This window comes from Micromonospora solifontis (assembly GCF_003725545.1).
In the GTDB taxonomy this organism is placed as follows: Bacteria; Actinomycetota; Actinomycetes; order Mycobacteriales; family Micromonosporaceae; genus Micromonospora; species Micromonospora solifontis.
The window spans coordinates 72,251-93,605 of record NZ_RJLN01000005.1; the positions used below are offsets into that span (position 1 = coordinate 72,251).

At 73.7% G+C, this 21,355-nt stretch carries 20 protein-coding genes; 8 read left to right on the forward strand and 12 right to left on the reverse strand.

Annotated features, from left to right (window positions below; all coding sequences use genetic code 11):
• Together EFE23_RS03230 and EFE23_RS03235 are read left to right on the forward strand one after the other, a co-directional pair.
• Positions 1 to 3,771: a S8 family peptidase gene (locus tag EFE23_RS03230; protein ID WP_123239367.1), complete on the forward strand. Its 3,771-nt coding sequence runs from the start codon at positions 1 to 3 to the stop codon at positions 3,769 to 3,771.
• Between the two features lie 183 nt (positions 3,772 to 3,954).
• On the forward strand, positions 3,955 to 4,644 hold the full coding sequence (locus EFE23_RS03235; protein WP_123239413.1) for a hypothetical protein: 690 nt from the start codon (positions 3,955 to 3,957) through the stop codon (positions 4,642 to 4,644).
• 40 nt (positions 4,645 to 4,684) lie between these two features.
• On the opposite strand, the gene EFE23_RS03240 is transcribed toward EFE23_RS03235, so the two are convergent.
• Positions 4,685 to 5,623, reverse strand: coding sequence for a helix-turn-helix domain-containing protein (locus EFE23_RS03240; protein ID WP_123239368.1), 939 nt, complete (start codon positions 5,621 to 5,623; stop codon positions 4,685 to 4,687).
• 97 nt (positions 5,624 to 5,720) lie between these two features.
• On the opposite strand from EFE23_RS03240, the gene EFE23_RS03245 reads away from it, so the two are divergent.
• Complete coding sequence (locus tag EFE23_RS03245; RefSeq protein WP_123239369.1) at positions 5,721 to 6,782, forward strand: saccharopine dehydrogenase family protein; 1,062 nt, start codon at positions 5,721 to 5,723, stop codon at positions 6,780 to 6,782.
• A 56-nt stretch (positions 6,783 to 6,838) separates the two neighbouring features.
• On the opposite strand, the gene EFE23_RS03250 is transcribed toward EFE23_RS03245, so the two are convergent.
• The 3 genes from EFE23_RS03250 to EFE23_RS03260 all read right to left on the reverse strand — a co-directional run bounded on the left by EFE23_RS03250 (position 6,839) and on the right by EFE23_RS03260 (position 10,027).
• Complete coding sequence (locus tag EFE23_RS03250; RefSeq protein WP_123239370.1) at positions 6,839 to 7,711, reverse strand: alpha/beta hydrolase; 873 nt, start codon at positions 7,709 to 7,711, stop codon at positions 6,839 to 6,841.
• A complete protein-coding gene (locus EFE23_RS03255) occupies positions 7,708 to 9,342 on the reverse strand; it encodes a class I adenylate-forming enzyme family protein (RefSeq protein WP_123239371.1) in 1,635 nt (544 codons plus the stop codon). The genes EFE23_RS03250 and EFE23_RS03255 overlap by 4 nt, the downstream gene beginning before the upstream one ends.
• 109 nt (positions 9,343 to 9,451) lie before the next feature.
• Positions 9,452 to 10,027, reverse strand: coding sequence for a TetR/AcrR family transcriptional regulator (locus tag EFE23_RS03260; protein ID WP_123239372.1), 576 nt, complete (start codon positions 10,025 to 10,027; stop codon positions 9,452 to 9,454).
• 144 nt (positions 10,028 to 10,171) lie between these two features.
• Between EFE23_RS03260 and EFE23_RS03265 the strand changes: the two genes are divergently transcribed.
• Positions 10,172 to 10,852 (forward strand): NADPH-dependent F420 reductase, encoded by a 681-nt coding sequence (locus EFE23_RS03265; protein WP_123239373.1) that lies wholly within the window; start codon positions 10,172 to 10,174, stop codon positions 10,850 to 10,852.
• A gap of 32 nt (positions 10,853 to 10,884) precedes the next feature.
• Here the strand turns inward: EFE23_RS03265 and EFE23_RS03270 are convergent, their stop codons facing one another.
• On the reverse strand, positions 10,885 to 11,346 hold the full coding sequence (locus EFE23_RS03270; RefSeq protein ID WP_123239374.1) for a DUF5709 domain-containing protein: 462 nt from the start codon (positions 11,344 to 11,346) through the stop codon (positions 10,885 to 10,887).
• Between the two features lie 251 nt (positions 11,347 to 11,597).
• Between EFE23_RS03270 and EFE23_RS03275 the strand changes: the two genes are divergently transcribed.
• Complete coding sequence (locus EFE23_RS03275) at positions 11,598 to 12,356, forward strand: peptidylprolyl isomerase (RefSeq protein ID WP_123239375.1); 759 nt, start codon at positions 11,598 to 11,600, stop codon at positions 12,354 to 12,356.
• A 53-nt stretch (positions 12,357 to 12,409) separates the two neighbouring features.
• Here EFE23_RS03275 and EFE23_RS03280 read toward each other — a convergent pair whose 3' ends face one another.
• Positions 12,410 to 12,799 (reverse strand): nuclear transport factor 2 family protein, encoded by a 390-nt coding sequence (locus EFE23_RS03280; protein ID WP_123239376.1) that lies wholly within the window; start codon positions 12,797 to 12,799, stop codon positions 12,410 to 12,412.
• A 131-nt stretch (positions 12,800 to 12,930) separates the two neighbouring features.
• On the opposite strand from EFE23_RS03280, the gene EFE23_RS03285 reads away from it, so the two are divergent.
• A complete protein-coding gene (locus tag EFE23_RS03285) occupies positions 12,931 to 13,749 on the forward strand; it encodes a helix-turn-helix transcriptional regulator (protein WP_123239377.1) in 819 nt (272 codons plus the stop codon).
• Here the strand turns inward: EFE23_RS03285 and EFE23_RS03290 are convergent.
• The 3 genes from EFE23_RS03290 to EFE23_RS03300 all read right to left on the reverse strand — a co-directional run bounded on the left by EFE23_RS03290 (position 13,746) and on the right by EFE23_RS03300 (position 16,429).
• The gene (locus EFE23_RS03290; RefSeq protein WP_123239378.1) at positions 13,746 to 14,771 is read right to left on the reverse strand and encodes a GGDEF domain-containing protein; all 1,026 of its coding nucleotides are present in this window, start codon (positions 14,769 to 14,771) and stop codon (positions 13,746 to 13,748) included. The two genes, EFE23_RS03285 and EFE23_RS03290, sit on opposite strands and share 4 nt — an antisense overlap.
• 168 nt (positions 14,772 to 14,939) lie before the next feature.
• Positions 14,940 to 15,599 (reverse strand): 4'-phosphopantetheinyl transferase family protein, encoded by a 660-nt coding sequence (locus EFE23_RS03295; RefSeq protein ID WP_123239379.1) that lies wholly within the window; start codon positions 15,597 to 15,599, stop codon positions 14,940 to 14,942.
• On the reverse strand, positions 15,596 to 16,429 hold the full coding sequence (locus EFE23_RS03300) for a metallophosphoesterase family protein (RefSeq protein ID WP_123239380.1): 834 nt from the start codon (positions 16,427 to 16,429) through the stop codon (positions 15,596 to 15,598). Before EFE23_RS03300 ends, EFE23_RS03295 begins: the two co-directional genes overlap by 4 nt.
• 214 nt (positions 16,430 to 16,643) lie before the next feature.
• On the opposite strand from EFE23_RS03300, the gene EFE23_RS03305 reads away from it, so the two are divergent.
• Positions 16,644 to 17,411 (forward strand): hypothetical protein, encoded by a 768-nt coding sequence (locus tag EFE23_RS03305; protein WP_158675823.1) that lies wholly within the window; start codon positions 16,644 to 16,646, stop codon positions 17,409 to 17,411.
• Between the two features lie 21 nt (positions 17,412 to 17,432).
• On the opposite strand, the gene pip is transcribed toward EFE23_RS03305, so the two are convergent.
• The 3 genes from pip to EFE23_RS03320 all read right to left on the reverse strand — a co-directional run bounded on the left by pip (position 17,433) and on the right by EFE23_RS03320 (position 20,455).
• Positions 17,433 to 18,401 carry a prolyl aminopeptidase gene (pip, locus tag EFE23_RS03310; protein WP_123239382.1) on the reverse strand — a complete coding sequence of 323 codons (969 nt, stop codon included), beginning with the start codon at positions 18,399 to 18,401 and terminating at the stop codon, positions 17,433 to 17,435.
• Positions 18,402 to 18,446: 45 nt separating this feature from the next.
• Complete coding sequence (locus tag EFE23_RS03315; RefSeq protein WP_123239383.1) at positions 18,447 to 18,821, reverse strand: hypothetical protein; 375 nt, start codon at positions 18,819 to 18,821, stop codon at positions 18,447 to 18,449.
• A 167-nt stretch (positions 18,822 to 18,988) separates the two neighbouring features.
• On the reverse strand, positions 18,989 to 20,455 hold the full coding sequence (locus EFE23_RS03320) for a hypothetical protein (RefSeq protein ID WP_123239384.1): 1,467 nt from the start codon (positions 20,453 to 20,455) through the stop codon (positions 18,989 to 18,991).
• 148 nt (positions 20,456 to 20,603) lie between these two features.
• Between EFE23_RS03320 and EFE23_RS03325 the strand changes: the two genes are divergently transcribed.
• Positions 20,604 to 21,353 (forward strand): (Fe-S)-binding protein, encoded by a 750-nt coding sequence (locus tag EFE23_RS03325; RefSeq protein ID WP_123239385.1) that lies wholly within the window; start codon positions 20,604 to 20,606, stop codon positions 21,351 to 21,353.
• The last annotated feature ends 2 nt before the right edge of the window (positions 21,354 to 21,355 follow it).

Below are 21,355 nucleotides of genomic sequence, written 5' to 3' on the forward strand. Positions count from 1 at the left end.
ATGTCCATCCCCTCGCTCTGGCGACGCGCCGGCACGATCGGTGCCGCCGGCGTGGTCATCCTCGCCGCTTCGACCATGTCCGTCGCCCCGCCGGCCGCCGCCCGCGCCGACCTCGCCCTCGGCGCCACCCCGACGGCCGGCACCCAGGTCACCCTCATCAGCGGGGACCGGGCGCTGGTGGGTAAGGACCCCGCCGGCCGCGAGACAGCCACGGTCCTGCCCGGGCCGCACGCCGACCCCGGCGGTTACGTCACCCGCGCCTTCCGGGGCGACGTCTACGTTTTCCCGTCCGCCGCGGTGCCGCTGATCAACGCCGGGCGCCTGGACGAGGAGCTGTTCAACGTCACGGGGCTGGCCCGCCAGGGCTACGACGACCGGGCCAGCGACAGCCTGCCGCTGCTGGCGACGTACGGAGGATCCGTCGCCCGTACCAGGCAGGCGCCGCAGCCTCCGGACGGCGCGGACGTCGTCTCGACGCTGACCGCGGCCGACGCGGTGGCCCTGTCTGTCGACAAGCAGGACACCGCCCGGCTGTGGCAGGACCTCACCGACACCGACGGGCCGCGGATCGCCAAGCTGTGGCTCGACGAGCGGGTCAGCGCGGACCTGGCCGACAGCACCGCGCAGATCAACGCGCCGAAGGCGTGGGCGGACGGTTTCGACGGTACGGGGACCACGGTGGCGGTGCTGGACAGCGGCTACGACGCCACCCATCCCGACCTCGCCGGCCAGGTCATCGACGAGAAGAACTTCACCAGCGAGGCCGGCGGCGCGGTCGACCGGCACGGGCACGGCACCCACGTCGCCTCCACCGTCGCGGGCACCGGCGCGGCGTCCGGCGGGGCGGAGAAGGGCGTCGCGCCCGGCGCGAAGCTGCTGATCGGAAAGGTCCTCGACCGGGCCGGCAACGGCCAGGAGTCCTGGATCATCGCCGGCATGCAGTGGGCCGTCGACAAGGGCGCGGACGTGGTCAACATGAGCCTGGGCGGCAGCATCGGCACCGACTGCACCGACCCGATCGGCGTCGCGGCGCAGCGGCTCACCGCACAGGCCGACACCCTGTTCGTGCTGGCGGCCGGCAACTCCGGGCCCGGCGCGCACACCCTCGGCTCACCCGCCTGCGCCGACGCGGCACTGACCGTGGCCGCCGTGGACGCGGCCGGCGCCACCGCACCCTTCTCCAGCCGCGGCCCGGTCACCGGCTCGCACCGGGTGAAGCCGGAGATCTCCGCCCCGGGCGTCGGCATCGTCGCCGCCCGCAACGGCGGCGGCACCAGCGACCCGTACACGTCCATGTCCGGCACGTCGATGGCCGCGCCGCACGTGGCCGGGGTCGCCGCGCTGCTCACCCAGCGCCACCCGGCGATGAGCGCCCAGCAGCGCAAGGCCGTGCTGGTGTCCTCCGTCGCCCCCGGCGCCAGCGGCGGCGTGTACGCCCAGGGCGCCGGCGTGGTCGACGCCTTCCGCGCGGTCACCGCCGACGTCTACGGCCCGGGCACGGTCGACGCGGGCTCGTTCAACTGGCCACACCTGCACCAGCAGCCCGCCACCACGAAGGTGACGCTCACCAACGACGGCGCCGCACCGGTCACCTTCGCGCTGTCGATCGAGGGCGCCACGGGTGAGGACGGCACCCCGCTGCCCCAGCGGACGCTGACGACCGGGCTCGACACGGTGACCGTGCCCGCGCACGGCACCGCGGACGTACCGGTGATCCTCGACCCGGCCGTCCGCCAGACGGCGTCGGCCTACGGGACGATCGGTGGGCGCCTCGTGGCCCGCGCCGGCGACGGCACCACGGTCACCACGGCGATCGGCGCCTGGCTGGAGCCGCACACCGTCACCGTCACCCTGCACCTGATCGACCGGCGTGGCCAGGCTCCCGCCACGCCGTCCTTCGTCGACGTCGTCGATGTCGACCGGCTCACCGGCCAGCGCTTCACCACCTTCGATGAGGACCCGGTGCTGCGCCTGCGCGAGGGCCGCTACTCGATCGCCGCCCTGATCGCGAGCCACGACGACGGCACCACGGGCGAGGCGGGTCTGGTCAAGTCGATCACCTTCATGGGCGACCCGGACCTGGTCGTCAACCACGACGACACCGACCGGACCATCACCTACGACGCCCGCACGGCGATCCGCCAGAAGGTCGACGGGGAGCGCCCGCTCGAGGCGCAGAACATCACGATGCAGTACGGCCGCTGGTGGGACGGCGCCTACCTGTCCGCCTCGTACACCGGCGGCAAGTCGGTCGACGACGTCTACGTCGGGCGGACCACGCCGGTGCACTCCGGCGGCTTCGAGCTGGACACCTTCTACCGCATGTACGCGCCGGAGCTGGACCTGCGTACCAGCGGCGGCGTCATCCTGACCCCGGAGTACCTGGGTGCGCCGTTCACCCAGCCGTCGGCGGCGGTCAAGTTCGACGGCAACGGGTCGGCTCCGCTGACGTTCGCCGGTGCGGGCACGGCGGCGGAGTTGGCCGCGGCCGGCGTGGCGGGCAAGGTCGTGCTGGTGCACGACGCCGCCGACCCGACCGCCGTGCTGTCCGCCGCGGCGACCGCCGGCGCCAAGGCCGTGCTGTTCGGCCGCGACGCCGCCGGGCGCTGGAACAGCGTCGCCGCCGGCAACACGATTCCGGGACTCACCATCAGCGGGGCCGAGTCGACCGCACTGCGCGAGGCGCTGTCCGCCGGACCGGTCACCCTCGAGTGGAAGGCGGTGGCGGCCAGCCCGTACGCCTACAACCTGGCGTTCGTCGACGACGGGATGACCCGCCCCGACGTGGTCCGGCACGTCCGCGACCGTGATCTCGGCCGGGTCGACGAGACGGTGTACTCGATGCGTACCGACCGGGCCGTGTTCGAGGTCCTGCAGGCGTACCGGCCGTCGTTCCCGACGGTCGCGTCGATGGCGTCCGTGCCGCAGCGCGCACCCTTCACCCGTACCGCGTACTTCACCGCCGACCAGCAGTGGCGGCAGCTGATCGGCGGCGCCGGGGTGTTCGACGAGTACATGGTCGACCTGCCGCGCACGTACGCCGCGGGTTCGGCACGCCGGGCCGAGTGGTACCGGGGGCCGGTGCGTTCGGTCGGCACCCGCCGCGCCGACCTCTCCCCGGAACACATCGGCGAGCGGCAGGAGGACCTCATCGGCATCGCCATGCTGCCGTTCGGCGACAGCGACCCCAACCACTACAGCGCTGGCGGTGGCTTCGGTGACGCCGGCAACGTGCAGGTCTACCGCGACGGGGTGCAGATCGGCTCCTCCCCGTTCCCGAGTGGAGCCTGGTCCGTTCCGGACGAGGCGGCCGACTACGAGCTGCGCGTGACGACGATGCGGTTCAACCCCGGGCCGCCGTACCACCCGAACTGGAACCTGTTCCACCGCACGGACACCTCGTTCCGGTTCCGCTCCCAGCGGCCGGCCGACGACGGGCTGCACGCGCTGCCGCTGCTGGTGCCGTCCTACGACATCGCCGTCGACGAGCGCAATCTCACCCCCGCCACCGCCGACTTCAAGGTCGGGTTCGGGGCTGCGGGGCAGCGCGACTACGACGCGGGCCGGATCGTCAGCGCCCGGATGTGGGCCTCCTTCGACAGCGGAACCACCTGGTCCCAGGTGCCGGTGGCGCAGAGCGGCGCCGGATTCACCGCCACCGTCGACCAGTCCGGCCAGGCGGGCCGGGACGCGTCGCTGCGCGTGGAGCTCACCGACGAGCACGGCAGCACCGTCGAGCAGACGCTGATCAAGGCGTACGGGGTGCGGTAGGCGCCACCGTCGAACCGCTGCCCGGGTGACCGCTCCAGGTCGCCCGGGCAGCGGCCGTTCCGCCCTCGGCGGCCAGGACGGCGGGGCGGGGGCGACCCCGGCCCGGGGCAGGAGTGTCGGTCGTCGGCGTCAGAATGACCCCCACGCCGCGCGGTGGCGGTGCTGTCCTGCTGGAAGGTGGCCATGAGCTTCGACCTGTTCGTCTGGCACGAGCCGACCCCGATCAGCGCGGCCGAGGCGCGGGCCAAGCTCGACCGTTGGGGCGACGACGATCGAGGCGTCTTCGCCGCTCATCCCGCGGTGCTCCGGTTCCACGAGGCGCTGTTGCGGCGGTTTCCCGCCCTGGAGGACCTGACGGAGCAGGACATCGACGCCCTCGGGGTGTGGAGCATGACACCCGATCGGTCCGACTCGATCGTGGTGGCGTCGTGCGTGTGGTCGCGCGCCGACGAGGTGTGGGACGCGGTCGTCGATCTCGCGACGGAGCACGGCCTGGTGTGCTACGAGCCGGGGTATCACCTGCTGAACCCCAACGCCCCCGGCTACACGCCCGCGTTCGTGCTGACCGCGGCGGGCCTACCGACCATTCCGGACCCGGACGGCCCACGGTTGCAGTGGACGCTGCGCCGGCTCGACAACGACAACCACTTCGCCGTTCTGGACCGGGCCGACGGCTGGTGGGCACAGGCGGGCTACGGGCCGCGCGCCGGCGCGGCCGGCGGGACCTGGGCGATCGAATACCGGGAGGGCGCCGAGGGCCCCCACTACCGGACGGAAACCACCGACATCAGCGAGGCCGTCGAGTTCCTCCAGGGATTCCTCACCGGCGACAGTTCGGTTCGGCAACGCCATGCGTGGCAACGTCTGATCTGAAGGTCCGTGTCCGGCTGCCGTGCGGGCCGGGAGCGGCAGGTCAGGCGCTGCGGAAGGTGCGACGGTAGGCGTCCGGCGGCACGCCGACGGTGCGGTGGAAGTGCCGGCGCAGGGTCGTGGCCGTCCCCATGCCGGCCGCTTCCGCGATGGCGTCGATGCTGTCGTCGGTGTTCTCCAGCAGTTCCTGGGCCCGGCGGATCCGCTGCGTGGACAGCCACTGGAGCGGTGTGGTGCCGGTGACCGACTTGAAGTGGCGGGCCAGGTTGCGCGAGCTCATGTTGGCCTGGCGAGCCAGGTCCTCCACGGTCAGCGGACGGTCCAGCCGTTCCAACGCCCAGGGGAACAGGCTGGCGAGGGGATGGTCGTCGCGGGCGGGCACCGGGGTGGTGACGAACTGGGCCTGGCCGCCGGCGCGGTGCGGCGGCACGACCAGGCGGCGCGCGACGGCGTTGGCGACCGTCGAGCCGTGGTCGCGGCGGATCAGGTGCAGGCACAGGTCGATCGCGGCGGCCTTGCCGGCGGAGGCGAGCACGTTGCCGTTGTCGACGTAGAGCACGTCCGGGTCGACCTGCACCTGGGGATAGCGGGCGGCCAGCGCCTCGGTGTGGGCCCAGTGCGTGGTCGCCCGCAGCCCGTCCAGCACGCCGGCGGCGGCCAGCACGAACGCGCCGGTGCACAGCGAGACCATCCGGGCGCCCGCCTGATGGGCCGCCCGCACGGCGTCGAGCAGGTCGGGCGGCACGTCGGCGTCGACGTCCGCCACGGCGGGGACGATCACGGTGTCGGCCCGGGTGAGCCGGTCCCACCCGTCGTCGGGTGCCATCCGGAACCTGCCGATCCGGACCGGGCCCGGGCCGCAGACCACGAGGTCGTACCACGGGTCGGCCAGGCCGGAGGGGTCGCGGGTGAAGACCTCGCAGGCCATGGCGAGCTCGAAGTGCAGCATCCCGTCGGTGGCGGCGAGCGCGACAGTAGCCATGTCCGAAATTGTACGGGGCATGGCGTTCCAGACACTGGCCCGGGTCCGGCCGCGGCCGGGAGGATCTCCTCAGTCGATCTCTTGAGGGGAAAAGCAGATGGGTACGGGTCAGACGGTGGCGGTGTTCGGGGCGTACGGGCACACCGGGCGGTTCGTGGTGGCGGAGTTGGCCGATCGCGGGTTCGTCCCGCTCCTCCTCGGGCGCGACGCGGGCAAGCTCCACGAGCTGGCGGCGTCGCGGCCGGGGCTGGCACACCGGGTGGCGTCGGTCGACGATCCGGCCTCGGTCGACCGGGCGGTGCGGGGCGCGGTGGCGGTGATCAACTGCGCCGGCCCGTTCGCCTCGACCGCGGGGCCGGTGATCGAGGCCGCCCTGCGCGCCGGGATCCCGTACGTGGATGTGGCGGCCGAGATCGAGGCCAACGTCGACACGTTCACGCACTACGCCGAGCGTGCCCGGGCCGCGGGCGTCGCGGTGGTTCCGGCGATGGCCTTCTACGGCGGGCTCGGTGATCTGCTGGTCACCACGGCGATGGGCGACTGGACGGCGGCCGACGAGGCGCACATCGCGTACGGTCTGAGCAGTTGGCATCCCACGGCCGGGACCCTCGCCTCCGGCGTCGTCTCCCGGGAACGGCGCGACGGCCGTCGGGTCCGCTACACCGGCGGCCGGCTGGAGTACCACGTCGACGAGCGCGACCTGCCGACCCTGGACTGGGACTTTCCGGCCCCGCTGGGCCGCCGGACGGTCCTCGGCGACTTCTCGATGGCCGACGTCGTCACCGTCCCCAGCCACCTGTCGATCCCCGAGGTACGCACGTACATGACCACCGACGCGGCCCGGGACCTGGCCGCTCCGGACTCACCCGCACCGGCTGCGGTCGACGAGCGCGGCCGGTCCGCGCAGACCTTCACCGTCGACGTCATCGTCCGCTCCGGCGACACGCGGCGACGCGTCGCCGCCAGCGGCCGCGACATCTACGCCATCAGCGCGCCGCTGGCGGTCGAGGCGGTCCACCGGATCCTGGACGGCCGGACGAGGACGAGCGGGGTCGCCTCCGCCGGCGAGATCTTCGACGCGCCCGACTTCCTCCGCGCGCTGTCCGCGCACCTCTCGCTCGAGCCGGGCCACGACGTTCGCGCACCGCAGTTCGCCTGATCACCCCGGCGCAGCCGTCAGCCCGGACCGGCCCACGCCCGCGACCAGGACGGGCCTCACGTCATCCGGGCGATGTGGTCGGCCACCCGGCTGGCGCCCCGGGCGGAGAGCAGGACCGTGTAGTGGTTGACGTCGGGCACCTTCTCGACCGTGACCCGGCCGTGGTCGAGGCCGGCGACCTGGAGGCGGACCTCGTCGTACAGGCCCTGCGGTTCGTCGAGGATGCCGCGCTCGCACCACAGGAAGGTGGCCGGACACGGGATCCGATGGACCGCGGTTGTCGTCTGCTCGTCCAGCAGCGTGTCGGTGGCGTCCCGGCGTACCGCCTCGAGGGAACAGGAGGAGTGCAACGCCGGGGGCTCACCGACCAGGTCGCGCAGCGCGTAGTCCCGTACGGCGGGTGACCAGTCGGCGGACAGGGCCGGATGCTTGCGCCAGAAGTCCAGGTACGTCCGCTCGCTGTCGAACGTCATCTGCAGGCGGCGCATGGCCGGGCCGATGACGGCCGCCAGGACCTCGTCGATGTCCGCTCCCTCGGGCACCTGCAGCGTGACGCCGCCGTCGACCAGCAGCACCGACGAGACGCGGTCCGGGTGGCGCAGCGCGGCGACGGCGGCGACGAACGCGCCCATCGAGTGCCCCACGACCGGTGCCCGGTCGAGGCCCAGGTGGTCGAGGACGGTGACGAGGTCGTCGGCGTGCTGGGCGAGCCCGTACGGACCGGGCAGCGCGGCGCTCCGCGCGCGGCCGCGCAGGTCGGCGGCGACCAGGGTGGCGCGGCCGGCCAGGGACTCGGCGACCGGTGCCCAGGACATGGCGTTGGCGGTGATGCCGTGCGCGGCCAGCACGGTCGGGCCGGTCCCGCCCGGCCAGCGGCACACCCGCAGGGTGCCGCCGGTGACGGGGACGTCCAGTTCTTCGGGGCTCACCGCTGCTCCTCGGAGGCGACCTTGGGACGACGGAAGGCGACATCGCGGTACGCGGCGAGCTCGGCGGCGAGGCGGCTCTTGAGTTCGAGGCGCTTGGCCTTGCCGGTCGCCGTGTAGGGCACGTCGTCACCGAAGACGACGACCTTGGGCTGGTGGGCGAAGTCGAGCCGGGCCGCGCAGTGGTCGAGGACCTCCCGTGCGGTCAGGGGCCCGGCGGCGACGACGTACGCGGCGATCTCGTCGCCGTAGACCCGGTGCTCGAACGGCACGGCGAGGGCGAACGCCACCCGCGGATGGGTACGCAGCACCTCGTCGATCTCGAACGGCGAGATATTGTGCCCGCCTCGGATGATCAGCTCCTTCATCCGTCCGGTGATGAAGAAGACCGGGTGCCCGTCCGGACCGGGACGCCAGAAGCCTTCGTCACCGGTGTGGAACCACCCGCCCCGGAAGGCGTCGGCGGTGGCGTCGGGGCGTCCGGCGTACTCCCGCATGATGATCGCGCCGCGGACCGCGAGCTCACCGCGGACCTCGGCGGGCAGTTCCGCACCGGTGACCGGGTGCAGCACGGCCATCCGCGCGTGCGGCAGTGCCCTGCCGATGCTGGGAAAGCCGAAGTCGGCATGCCAGTGCCGCCGCTGCTCCGCCGGAAGGGCGGGCATGGCGGCGGCGACGCAGGTGGTCTCGGACAGGCCGTAGATGTGCCGGATCGGAACGGTGAAGCGCTGCTCGAAGTCGAGAGCGGTCTCCACCAGCAGCGGCCCCGCGCCGCACAACACCTCGGCGAAACCCTCGGGCGCCTCGCCGTCGGCGGCGAGCAGGAACTCCAGCAGGGTGGGCACCAGGCTGGCGGTGGTCGCCCGCTCGGCGGCGATGTCGGCCCAGAAGCGCTCGGTGCGGAACCGGTCGGTCAGGACTGTGGAGGCGCCGGTGTGCCAGGGCAGCAGGCTGGAGATGACCAGGGCGTTGGCGTGGTGCACCGGCAACACCGTGTAGACCCGCGTGTCGCGACCCCAGGTGACGGTGTGCGCGAGGGCGTCCAGGTCCGTCAGCAGGTTGCCGACGGTGGTGATGATGCCCTTCGGCTCCCCGGTGGTGCCGCTGGTGTAGAGCCGCAAGGCCGCCACGTCCAGACCGACTGCCGCGTCCGCCACCTCGGTCCGGCTTTCGGTCGGCAGCCCGTCGGTGTGGTGCAGCGGCAGGGCGGTGGCCTCGGCCAGGGCGGCGGCCCGCTCGGCCTGCTCCGGCGCGTGCACCAGCAGGCGCGCCGCGGAGTCGCGCAGTACGAACACCTGCCGGTCGGTGGCCTCCTGGGCGTTCAGCGGTACGCAGCACGCCCCGATCAGCCAGCACCCGTACGCCACCGCGAGCGCCTCGGCGGTGTTGCCGGCGAGGGTCGCCACCGCGTCTCCGGAGCCGATGCCCTGCCCGCGCAGCCAGTCCGCCGTCGCCTCGACCCGGGACCGCCACTGGCCGACCGTCCATGCGTGCCGGGTGTCCCGCGCGTGGTGCAGCTCGGTCAGGTACGGGGTCGGGAGGTCGGTCCGGTCCCGGAAGAAGGCGGCGAACCCCGACCACCGCGGCCGGAAGTCGTCAACGGGCCGGCGCGGGTCGGGTCGGCTGGGCTCCATGTACGGAACCTAGGGCCGGACAGCGCGCCGGGCGATGGTGGAGGCACACACTACTGGGCCAGCTCGATGGGGGAGTGCACCACCAGCGGGCGCAGGCGTGCGCGGTGCGCTAACCGCCGGGGCAGGCGGCGTCCACGAGCGCGCGGCCGGCCGTTTTGGCGGCGGCCGGCGTGGCCGGGTCGGCGTCCAGCACGCCGGCGGACAGGCCGCCGTCGAGCAGCAGGGTCAGCTGGCGGGCCAGCAGGTCGGGGTCGGTGGCGCCGGCCCGGCGGGCGAGGTCGGCAACCCACGCCAGCACCAGGCGCTTGTGCTCGACGGTGCGGGCGTGCACCTCGCTGCCGGCCTCGCTCTCGGCGGCCGTGTTGATGAACGCGCAGCCGTGGTAGCCCTCCCGCCGGCACGCGGACCCGAGCGCGTCGAACATCCCGACCAACTGGTCGCGCGGATCGGCGCCCGCCGCGCGGGCCGCCGTGCGCAGCTGCCCGAACCACGCCTGGTCGACCTTGTCCAGGTACGCCAGAACGAGGTCGTCCTTGCGGGGGAAGTGCTTGTACAGGGTCGCCTTGGCCACCCCGGACTGGGCGATGACGGTGTCCACACCCACGCCGCGGGGCCCGTGGGCGTAGAACAGCCGGAACGCCGTGTCGAGGATGCGCTCCCGCGCCGGCTGCGCTGACTGCTTCATCCGTTCACCTCCGTGGCAGGGCTCTCATCGTACAGACAAGTCTGTGCAATTCGTCCCCGGGTCTCCCGCTCGCGAGCCTTTGCGATAGACAGACCTGTCTGTTAGTTTGGGTGGGCCACCGAGCCTTCACGAGGGAGCAGCAGCATGAAGATCGCAGTTCTGGGCACCGGCATGGTCGGCCAGGCGCTGGCGGGCCGTCTCGCCGAGCTGGGTCACGAGGTGACCGTCGGCACCCGCGACGTCGCGGCGACGCTGGCCAGGACCACCCCGGACGGGATGGGCAACCCGCCCTACGCGGCGTGGGCCAGCACGCACCCGCAGGTGCGCCTGGCCCCCTTCGCCGAGGCCGCTGCCGGCGCCGAGTTGCTCGTCAACGCCACCTCCGGCAACGTGTCGATCGCGGCGCTGCGGGCCGCCGGCGCCGACAACCTGGCCGGCAAGATCCTCATCGACGCCGCCAACCCGCTGGACTTCAGCAACGGGTTCCCGCCCACCCTGTCCGTCAAGGACACCGACAGCCTCGGCGAGCAGATTCAGGCCGCCTTCCCGCAACTGCGCGTGGTCAAGACGCTCAACACGCTCACCGCCGCCCTGATGGTCGACCCGCGGGCGCTCGCTGGCGGCGACCACTCGGTCTTCCTGTCCGGGAACGACGCCGAGGCCAAGAAGACCGTGACCGGCATCCTGGAGTCCTTCGGGCACACCGACGTCATCGACCTCGGTGACATCACCACCGCCCGCGGCACCGAGATGCTGCTGCCGGTGTGGCTGCGCCTGATGGGCGCGCTGAACACCGCGATGTTCAACTTCAAGATCGTCCGCTGACGTCCAGCGGACACCCGGTCCGGTGCGCGGCCCTACCGCAGTGGGCCGTCGCCCGGGCCGTCCGGGTCGTCGACCAGGTGGATCGCGGCCTCCTCCGCGCTGGCCCCGCCGCCGTCGATCCCGGCGTCCCAGGCGACCGAGTCCGCCTCCTCGTCCTCGCCGAAGCCCTCGTCGGGGGCGACCAGGCGGCCCGTCCGCGCCTCCCGCTCGTACCCCCGGCGGGTCAGCTCGTCCTCGTCGTCGGCCGGCTCGGCGTACGGGTCGACGTCCGGTTCCTCCTGGGCGAGCAGCTGCGCGAGCGACTCACCGGCCCGCTCCTCCGCCGGCGTGGTGCCGAACCGGTTCGCGGCCGTCCAGTGGTCCGCGGCGACGATGCCGGTGTCGAGAGGATCGGGCACCCGGTCGTCGTCGAGGGTGTCCGAGGCGTCCAGGACGCCGTCGTCCTCGGCCACGTTCCACTCGTCCGCGAAGTCCGTGCGCTCCGTCTGGCTCATGGCGTTGCCTCCCTGGTCACGACCCCCGTGCCTACCTCAGCCTAGGCCCGCGCCGGTGACGGCGGAACCGCGGCCCGCCGGGGACGGCGCAGCCGCCCCGTCGCGGTCGACGCCGGCGCGGTGCGGCCGCTCGACCCCGCTGCCCGATGTGGGCCGGCGGCCGGCCCGGACAGGTCGACGGTTGTCGACATCGGGTCGACGGGTCCATAGACTCCGGTCTTTCTGGTACCACGAGTCCAGGGAGGACCCACGTGTCGAGCGAAACCCGACCGCACGTCGCCCCGTCGCTGCTGTCCCGCCTCGCCGGCGTGGCGGTGATCTCCGCCGCGCTGGTCGCCACCGGAGGCGCCGCCGCGAGCGCCGCCCCGCCCGCCCCGCAGCAGCCCACGCCGGGGCCGTGCGCGTACACGCCGACACCGGACGAGCCGGCGGCCCGGCCGGTGCCGCTGCCGCCCGACCCGCGGCGGACGCCCGACCACGGCACGGTCCGGGTCACCCTGCACACCAACCAGGGCCCGATCGGGCTGACCCTCGACCGGGAACAGGCACCGTGCACCGTGCAGAGCTTCCTGCACCTGGCCCGGCACCGGTTCTACGACCGGACGCCCTGCCACCGGCTCACCGCGTACCCCACGCTGAAGGTGCTCCAGTGCGGCGACCCGTCGGGCACCGGCGAGGGCGGCCCGGGCTACCGGTACGCCGACGAACTGCCCACCGACCTGCCGCCCGCGCCGACCGACCCGACCGGCGTCCGCCGGCTCTACGCCCGGGGCACCCTGGCCATGGCCAACGCCGGCCCGGACACCAACGGCAGCCAGTTCTTCCTGGTCCAGTCCGACTCGGCGCTGCGCCCCAACTACACCGTCTTCGGCACCGTGGACGCGGCCGGGCTGGCCACCCTGGACCGGATCGCAGCCGGCGGCATCGCCGCCACCCCGGAGGACCCTGCCCCGATCGACGGCGCGCCGGCCCTGCCGGTGGAGATCTGCCGGGCCACCCGCGGCCACTGACCCCGGTCTGCCCGGCGGGGCGGTGATCCCGCCCCCGCCGGGCAGCGCTCGGGTCAGTGGTGGGCGTGCGGGTCGAAGCCCTCCGGCGCCCGGTCCAGGAAGGCGGTGATCTCGCTGATCCGGCCGTCGTTGTCGAATACCAGCACGTCCGTGCCGGTGGCGAAGGACTTCCCGTCACCCACCTCGATCTCCCACCGGACCCGGCCCCGGTCGTGGTGGAGCTGCGGCTCCCCACGGTGCCGGAGCACCGCGTCGGTCATGTGCCCGGTGAACTGGTCGTGGAAGTCGATCAGTGCCTGCCGGCCGCGGAACACCCCGATCACCGCGTGGTACGCGACGTCGTCGGTGAACGTGTCGGTGGCCAGTTCCTGCTGCTCGTCGGGCTTGCCGGTGTTCCAGAACCGGAGGTAGCGCTGGACGGTGGCCTGGTTCGTGGAGGTCATGATGCTCCCGCTTCCTGTCGACGGTCTGCTGCGGCGGCTGCCGCACCAGGAACCCTGCGTCCCGCCTCCGGGTGGTGTCGATTACCTCCGAGGTCATTGCCCCGCGTCCCTGGGCGGGTGAGGCTGGTGCCATGACCAGGACCGAACCGGTGGGCGTGCTGATCCGGCGCTGGCGCGAGCGGCGGGGCCGGTCGCAGCTCGACGTGTCGGTGTCGGCCGAGCTGTCCACCCGGCACCTGAGCTTCGTCGAGACCGGACGGGCCAACCCGAGCCGCGGCATGATCGAGCGGCTCTGCGAGGAGCTGGACGTGCCGCTGCGGGAGCGGAACGCCCTCTACCTGGCCGCCGGGTTCGCGCCGGTGCACCCCGAGCGGCCGTTCACCGATCTCGGCGTCGCCCGAGCCGCCGTCGAGGCCGTCCTCGCCGGGCACGAACCGAATCCGGCCCTGGCCGTCAACGTGCGGTGGGAACTGCTCGCCGCGAACCAGGCCATGGCGATGTTCCTGCAGGGTGTGCCGGCCGAGCTGCGCACGCCACGGGTCAACGTGCTGCGGGCGACGCTGCACCCGGACGGCCTGTCCCGGCGGATCGTCAACCTCGCCCAGTGGCGGGCGCACGTGCTGCGCCGGGTCCGCCGGCAGCTCGCCCGTACCGCGGCCGAGGGCCTGGCGGAACTGCTGGCGGAACTGGAGAGCTATCCGGCGCCGGAGCCGGCCGGCGGCGCCGCGCCGACCGAGGACCTGGTGGTCCCGCTGCGGTTCACCACCGAGTACGGCGAGCTGGCGCTGCTCTACACGATGACGATGTTCGGCTCGCCCCGCGACGTCACGCTGGACGAGATCTCCATCGAGACGTTCTTCCCGGCGGACGCCGCCACGGCCGAGCTGCTGCGGGCCATGGCGACCATGGCCGCGCCGCCGACCGGGATGGTGGAGAGCGGCGTGCGCTAACCGGGCACGTCGGAGCGGCCGGACAGCAGGGGCCGGCCCTCGGCGGCGCGGCGGCGTTCCTGCTTGGCCCGGTAGAGGTGCCGGTCGGCCGCCCGGATCAGGGTGTCCAGGGTGTCCCCGTCGGCCGGGGCGGTGGCGGCGCCGATGCTGATGCCGGCGACCTGCCCTACCGCGGTGTCGAGCCGCGCCGCGACCGTCCGGGCGGTGCTCTCGTCCGTGTCCGCCAGGACGACGACGAACTCGTCGCCGCCGACCCGGGCGATCGCGTCCTCGGCCCGCAGCGCCTCCCGGGCCACCGCCACCACCCGGCGCAGCAGGTCGTCCCCGGCGGCGTGGCCGTGGCGGTCGTTGACCAGCTTGAAGTTGTCCAGGTCCAGGCAGAGCAGGGACGGCCCGGGCCGGCAGCCGTTGCGGAACAGGTGCCGGGCGAACTCGGCCAGCCCGCGCCGGTTCAACGCACCGGTGAGCGGGTCCAGCGAGGCGAGGGCCCGCAACTGCGACCGCTGGCGGGCCAGCGTCCGGGTCTGCGTGGCGAACACGGAGACCAGGACCAGCATGCCGGAGACGTAGACGAAAACGTACCCGGGCGGAGCCGGCCGGAAGGTGGCGACGGCGAGGTACGCCCCGACGGTGAGCACCTCCAGTCCCAGCATCAGGCGCAGCTCGGGGGTGTAGCCGGCGACGAAGACGGCCGTGGTCACGAAGCCCAGTGCGGCCGGTGACGTCACGCCGCCGTCCCAGTACGCGCCGAACGCCGCGACCACCAGCGTGATCATCAGCAGGGTGAACGAGACGCGGTAACCGGACGCCTTCGTGGTCACCCGCGTCGCCGCCCACAAACCCGCGATGCCCGCCAGCAGGGCGCAGCCGTACGCGGCGAGCATCGGGTCGCGGTGGGGCTGCGTGAGCGTCAGTAGGCAGTAGACGACGGCGACCGAGTGTGAGACGGCGTGCAGGGCGGCGCTGAGCGCCGTCCTGCGGCGGCGCTCGCGTACCCCGCTCTCCACCGCACTCACCGCCACCCCGACGACCGTTCCGGTGGGAACACGACCCCGACCAGTCGAATTCAAGGGTGTGCATCAGGTCACAGTCAATACCCGGGCCGGGTCGGCCTCCCGACCATCACCCAGCGTCACCCAAGGTGCGACCGATGGTGCGTGACCTGCGGCGGGTCGTCGGCGCGGTGGCGGTCAGCGGGGCACGGTGACCGCCGTGACGATGAGGCCGCGGGCGATCAGCCAGCGGCCGTGCAACACGGCCAGCGGCGGGCCGCCGTCGATCCGGCCGCCGTCGACCAGCACCCGGGCGGTGAAGCCGCCGCCGGCCGGGTCGATGGACAGCTCCGCGTCCTCGAAGCCGAGCCAGCGCCCGGTCAGCGGATACCACGCCTTGTAGACCGACTCCTTCGCGCTGAACAGCAGCCGGCCCCAGTGGCGGGTCGGGTCCTCCCGGTCGAGCCGGCGCAGCAGGTCCGGCTCGCCGCCGACGGTCACCGTCTCGCCCACGCCCTCGGGCAGCGCCTCGTGCGGTTCGGCGTCGATGCCGAGCCCGGCCAGGTCGGTGCCCCGGGCGACCGCCGCCGCCCGGTAGCCGGCGCAGTGTGTGATGCTGCCGACCACGCCGGCCGGCCACACCGGCTCGCGGCGCGGGCCGGAACGGATCGGACCCGGGACGTGGCCGAGCTTGCCCAGCGCCTCCCGGGCGCAGCGCCGGGCCGTGACGAACTCCCGGCGGCGGGTCTCCACGGCCCTCGCGACCAGGTCCTGCTCGCCCGGGTACGGGGCCTCACCCGGAATGTCGGCGAACGCGTGGACGGACACGACCGCCGGCGGCAGCAGCGTCTCGATCACTGCTTGCCCCCCAGGATCCGGCGCATCGGCTGCGGCTGCCCGCCCCGGCGGCGCCACTCACGCGGGTAGCCCAGCGACACCTCCTCGAAGCGCACCCCGTCGTACTCGGTGGTGCGGGGGATGTGCAGGTGCCCGTAGACGGCCGCGACCGCACGGTGCCGGACGTGCCAGTCGGCGGTGCGCTCGGTGCCGCACCACTGGGCGAACTCCGGATACCAGAGCACCTCGGTGGGCTGGCGGACCAGCGGCCAGTGGCTGACCAGGACGGTCGGCAGGGTCGGGTCGACGGCGGCCAGGCGGCGCTCGGTCTCCGCCAGCCGGGCCCAGCACCACGACTCCCGGTCCGGGTACGGGTCCGGGTGCAGCAGCACCTCGTCGGTGCAGACCACCCCGGCGTCGTACGCCCGGCGCAGCGACTCCTCCTTCGTGCTGGTGCCGGGGGCGCGGAAGGAGTAGTCGTAGAGCTGGAACAGTGGCGCCACCACCACCGGCCCGTCCTCGGACTGCCAGACCGGGTAGTCGTCCTCCGGGGTCAGCACGCCGAGGCCACGGCACATCGCGACCAGCGCCGCGTAGCGTTCCTGCCCGCGCAGGGCCACCGGATCGGACGGGTGCGTCCACAGCTCGTGGTTGCCCGGTGCCCAGATCACCTGCGCGAACCGGTCGCGGAGCAGCCGCAGCGTCTCCTCGACCGAGGCGAACAGCTCGGCCACGTCGCCGGCCACGATCAGCCAGTCGTCCGGCGACTCCGGGTGCAGGCGGTCGACCACCGTGCGGTTCTCCTCGTACGACACGTGGAGATCACTGACCGCGAACAGCGCACCCGTCACCCGGTCGATCCTGCCACCGGCGGGCGCCGCCGGGGTAGCTCACGAGGGGTCGCCCGGCCGACGGAAACCCGACCGCTACGGGGCCGGGCAGGGGGTGCGCCACGGCGGCGGGCGGGCCAGAATGGGCGGCATCGGTGTCGCGACCCCGGCGGCGGTGCAGGGCCGTACGGGCTGAAACGTCGACTCTTCACGGAAGGGACGACGGATGCACCCGATGCTGCGTCGACTCGACGACCTCGCCGCCCATCTCGCCACCCGGCCGGACACCCTGGCGCTGCTCGGCCTCGGGTCCGCCGGCGCCGAGCACGACCGCCTCGACGCCCACTCCGACCTGGACTTCTTCCTCGTCGTCGCGGACGGGGCGGTGGCCGGATACGTCGACTCGGTCGACTGGCTGGCGGCGCCCTGCCCGGTGGCGTACAGCTTCCGCAACGAGCGGAACGGGCGGAAGGCGCTCTACGCCGACGGCATCTTCGTCGAGTACGCGGTCTTCACCGTCGACGAGCTGGCCCGGCTGCCGTTCACCGGTGCCCGGGTGGTGTGGCAGCGGGCCGACGCCCCGGCCGGGCTGGCCGAGTGCGGCCCGCCGCCCCGGCCCGCCACGCCGTACGACACCGTCGAGTTCCACCTGGGCGAGGCGTTGACCAACCTGTACGTGGGCCTGCACCGCGAGCTGCGCGGGGAGCGGCTCACCGCGTCCCGGTTCATCCAGTCGTACGCGGTGGACCGGGTGCTGGCGCTGCTGCGGCTGACCGCCCCGGAGGCGGCCGCGCACCGGCGGGACCCGTTCGACCCGAGCCGGCGGGTGGAGCGGGCGTACCCACCGGAGGTGCTGCCGCTCGTCGAGATGGTGCCCGGGTACCGGCACAACCGGGCGGCGGCGCGGGTGACCCTGGACTGGCTGGCGGCCCGGTTCCCGGTGGACCCGGTGATCGGCGACGCGATCCGCGCGCTGCTGGCCTCCGCTGCTCACTCCCGGTGAGCGGCCGGCGCTTGGGGCAACCTATCCGGCGAGCCGGGCGGCGAACTCGTCGGTGGCGCGCAGCAACGCTCCGGCGATGCCGGGCTCGGCCGCCGAGTGCCCGGCGTCGGGCACGATCCGCAGGTCCGCCTCCGGCCAGTGCCGCGCCAGGTCGTACGCGGACACCGGCGGGCAGCACAGGTCGTAGCGGCCGTTGATGATGACGGCGGGCAGGTGCCGGATCCGGTCCACCCCGTCGAGCAGTTGCGTGTCGGTGTCGAGGAAGCCGCCGTGCCAGACGTAGTGGGACAGGATCCGGGCGATCGGCAGGGCGTGCGCGTCGGCGGTGAAGTGGTCGAGCAGGCCGGCGTCCGGCACCAGCGACGAGTTCACCGCCTCCCACCGCCCCCACGCCGCCGCGCAGGCCCGCGCCTCGGCCTCGTCGGGCCCGTGCAGCCGCCGGTGGTACGCGCCCAGCACGTCGTCCCGTTCCGCCGCCGGGATCGGCGCGACGAACCGCTCCCACTCCTCCGGCTGGAGGTGGCGCAGGCCGCCCTGGTAGAACCAGTCCCGCTCGGCGCGGCGCATGAGCAGCACGCCGCGCAGGATCAGCCCGGTGACCCGGGTCGGGTGGGTCTGCGCGTACGCCAGGCCGAGGGTGACACCCCACGATCCGCCGAACACCAGCCACGCGTCGATGCCGAGCCGCTCGCGGATCACCTCCAGGTCGTCCACCAGGTGCCAGGTGGTGTTGCCGCGCAGGCCGCCCGGCGGGGTGCTGCGGCCCGCGCCGCGCTGGTCGAACAACACGACCCGGTAGCGGTCCGGGTCGAAGAACCGCCGGGCCGCGGGCACCAGGCCGCCGCCCGGGCCGCCGTGCAGGAAGACCGCCGGTACGCCGTCCGGGCGGCCCACCTCCTCCACGTACAGTTCGTGGCCGTCGCCGACCGCGACCCGGTGCGTGGCGTACGGCTCGACCGGCGGGTACAGGATGCGCTCGATGCTGCTCATGGCCAGCCATCCTGCCCGCTCGGCTCCACCGACGCGGGGCGCCGGTCAGCAGGCGATGCCGCTGCCGAGGCCGTCCAGCAGGGCGTCGGCGACCCAGCCGGACACCCCGGTCGTGGTGTCCTTCAGGTACGTCCAGGTGTAGGTGGTGTGGCCGTTGGCGCTGACCCGGTCGCCGCTGGTGAAGCAGTGGAAGTCGACGCTGTGGCTGAGCTGCCCGTAACCGAGCGACCCGCAACTGGTGTGCGGCCCGGTGCGGATGTTGATGTTGCTGCCGTTGAAGAGCTGGCCGTACTTGTTGTCGATGTTGGTGTGGTAGTGGCTGCAGGTCGCGCTCGCCGGCGCCGCCGCGCCGATCACCGCGACGCCCGTGCCGGCGACGGTCAGCAGGACGGCCGCCCCGATCGAAGAAACCTTCCGCACGTCGATCAACCCCCCGAATTCGGAGACACACGCAAAGTGATCAAATATTGACATGCTTCAAGGTCGAGGGCAAGGCCCGGAGGCGGCCGGTTGCAGAATGCACGTGCGGTCCGGCGGGCCGGCCGGTTCCTGACCGGCGCCGGTGCGACGCCGGTCAGGACAGGCGGTCAAGCGTTGGCCGGGACCCCGGCGTCCGGGCCGGCGGTCGGCTCGCCGCTGGTCTCCGCCTCGGGGGCGGTACGCGGCGCCGGCGTCCGCACCGCGAAGGCGTTGAAGCTGCCGCCGTCCAGGGCCGCCCGTTCGGGGACCGGCTGCAGCGCGGGCCGCTCCGCCGGTGCGGGAACGGCGGGCCGCTCCGCCGACGCGGGGACCACCGGCTCGGCCGGTGTCCGCGCCGCCACCGTCGGGTACTCGGCGGTCTCCCCGCCGCCCGCCGCGGCCGCCATGACCGCCGCCGCGGCCAGGTCGGCGACCCGCTTCGCCTCGCGCTGCACCCGGGCCCGGGTCTCCTTGGCGTGCTGCTCGGCGAGGTCCGCCGCCCGCCGCGCGTCCTCCAGCCGCCGGGTCTCGGCGGCCAGGTCCCGGCGCACCTCGACCAACCGCTCCTCCAGCGCGGCACCCTCCTGCTCGACCGTCCCGATCTCCCGCCGGGTCCGCTCCAGCTCCTCGGTGACCGAGTCCAGCTCCGTCCGCAGCTGCGCGAGGCTCTCCTGCCGCTGCTGGATCTCCTGCTGCACGGTGGACAGTTGCTCCTGGTGGGCGGCGTTCTCCTCGTCGGCCCGCTCGCGGACCTCGGTGGCGTACTCCTGGGCCTCGGCGACCAGGGCGGCGATGTCCCGCTCGGCGGCGCTGGCCCGGTCGGCCAGCTCCTGCTCGGCGGCGGCCCGCCGCTCGTCCAGCTCGCGGGCCATGGTGGCCTGCCACTGGGCCAGCTCCTGCTGGGCCTTGCTCCGGTTCGCCTGCACCTCCTGCTGGATCTGGGTACGGGCGGCCTTCACCAGCGCCTCCGACGCCGAGCGGGCCTGCTCGACCTGCTGGACGCTCTGCTCGGTGATCCGCTTCGCCTCCTGCTGCGCCCGGTCGTGGGCGGCCTGCCCCTCCGCGCGCAGCTTCTCGGCCAGCTCCCGGATCGCGGTCAGCTCCGCCTGCGCGGCGGCCCGCCGCTCCTCGTCCGCCCGCTCCGCCTCGGCGCGGCGGGTGGACAGCTCCTCGTCCAGCTCGCGACGCTCCCGGGCGGCCTCCTCCTGGGCCGTGGCCAGCACCTTCTCGGCCTGGGCCTGGAGGTCGGCGGCGCGCTTGCCGGCGGCCTCGGTGATCTGCCCCGCCTGCCGCTCGGCCAGGTCGAGGATCTGGTCGACCATCGGACCGAGGTCGCGGAAGGACGCCCGGTCCACCGGGGCCGGCCGCTGCCGCAGCTCGGCCGTCTCGGCCTGGAGCTGCTGCAACTGCGCGGTCAGCTCCCGCGCCTGCGCGTACGCCCGGTCCCGGTCGGTCGTCACCGCCGACAGGTCCCGGTCCAGCTGCTCGACGTACCGGTCCACCTGGCGCTTCTCGTAGCCACGCAACGCCGTCTCGAACCTCGGCCGCCCCGACGCGTCGTCGTGGGGTGCGAACGGTTCCTCGCCGTTGGACATTCGCCATCCTCCGTCGGTTCGCCAGCGCCAGGCCGGCGGATGACCGCCCCAAAGGGCATGATGAGGCGCAACGGTACCGCCGTCGGCGCGCGGGTCCCAGCCCCACCCCGTCCTCGGCGGATCCGGACCCGACCCGGGAGGGCTGGACATGCGGATCGCCCTGTTCGTCACCTGTCTCGCCGACACGCTCTTCCCCGAGGCGGCGAAGGCGACCGTACGCCTGCTGGAGCGCCTCGGCCACGAGGTCGTCTTCCCCGCCGACCAGACCTGCTGCGGGCAGATGCACGTCAACACCGGCTACCCGGACGAGGCGCTGCGGCTGGTCCGCCGGCACGTGCGGGCCTTCGCCCCGTACGAGGTGGTGGTGGCGCCGTCGGGATCCTGTGTGGGGTCGGTGCGGCACCAGCACGCGATGGTGGCCCGCCGGGCCGGGGACGAGCGGCTGGCGGTCCGCGCGGAGGAGGTGGGCCGGCGCACGTACGAGCTGTCCGAGCTGCTGGTGGACGTGCTCGGCGTGACCGATGTGGGCGCGTACTACCCGCACCGGGTGACGTACCACCCGACGTGCCACTCGCTGCGGATGCTGCGGGTGGGGGACCGGCCGCTACGGCTGCTGCGCGCGGTGCGCGGGCTGGACCTGGTGGAGCTGCCGCAGGCGGAGCAGTGCTGCGGCTTCGGCGGCACGTTCGCGGTGAAGAACGCGGACACGTCGACGGCGATGCTGGCGGACAAGATGCGCAACGTGCTGGCGAACCGGGCCGACGTGTGCACGGCCGGGGACGCGTCCTGCCTGATGCACATCGGCGGCGGGCTGTCCCGGTTGCGGGCGGGGGTACGGACGGTGCACCTGGCGGAGATCCTGGCCGCCACCGGGACGGTCGGAACGACGAGGGGGTGAGC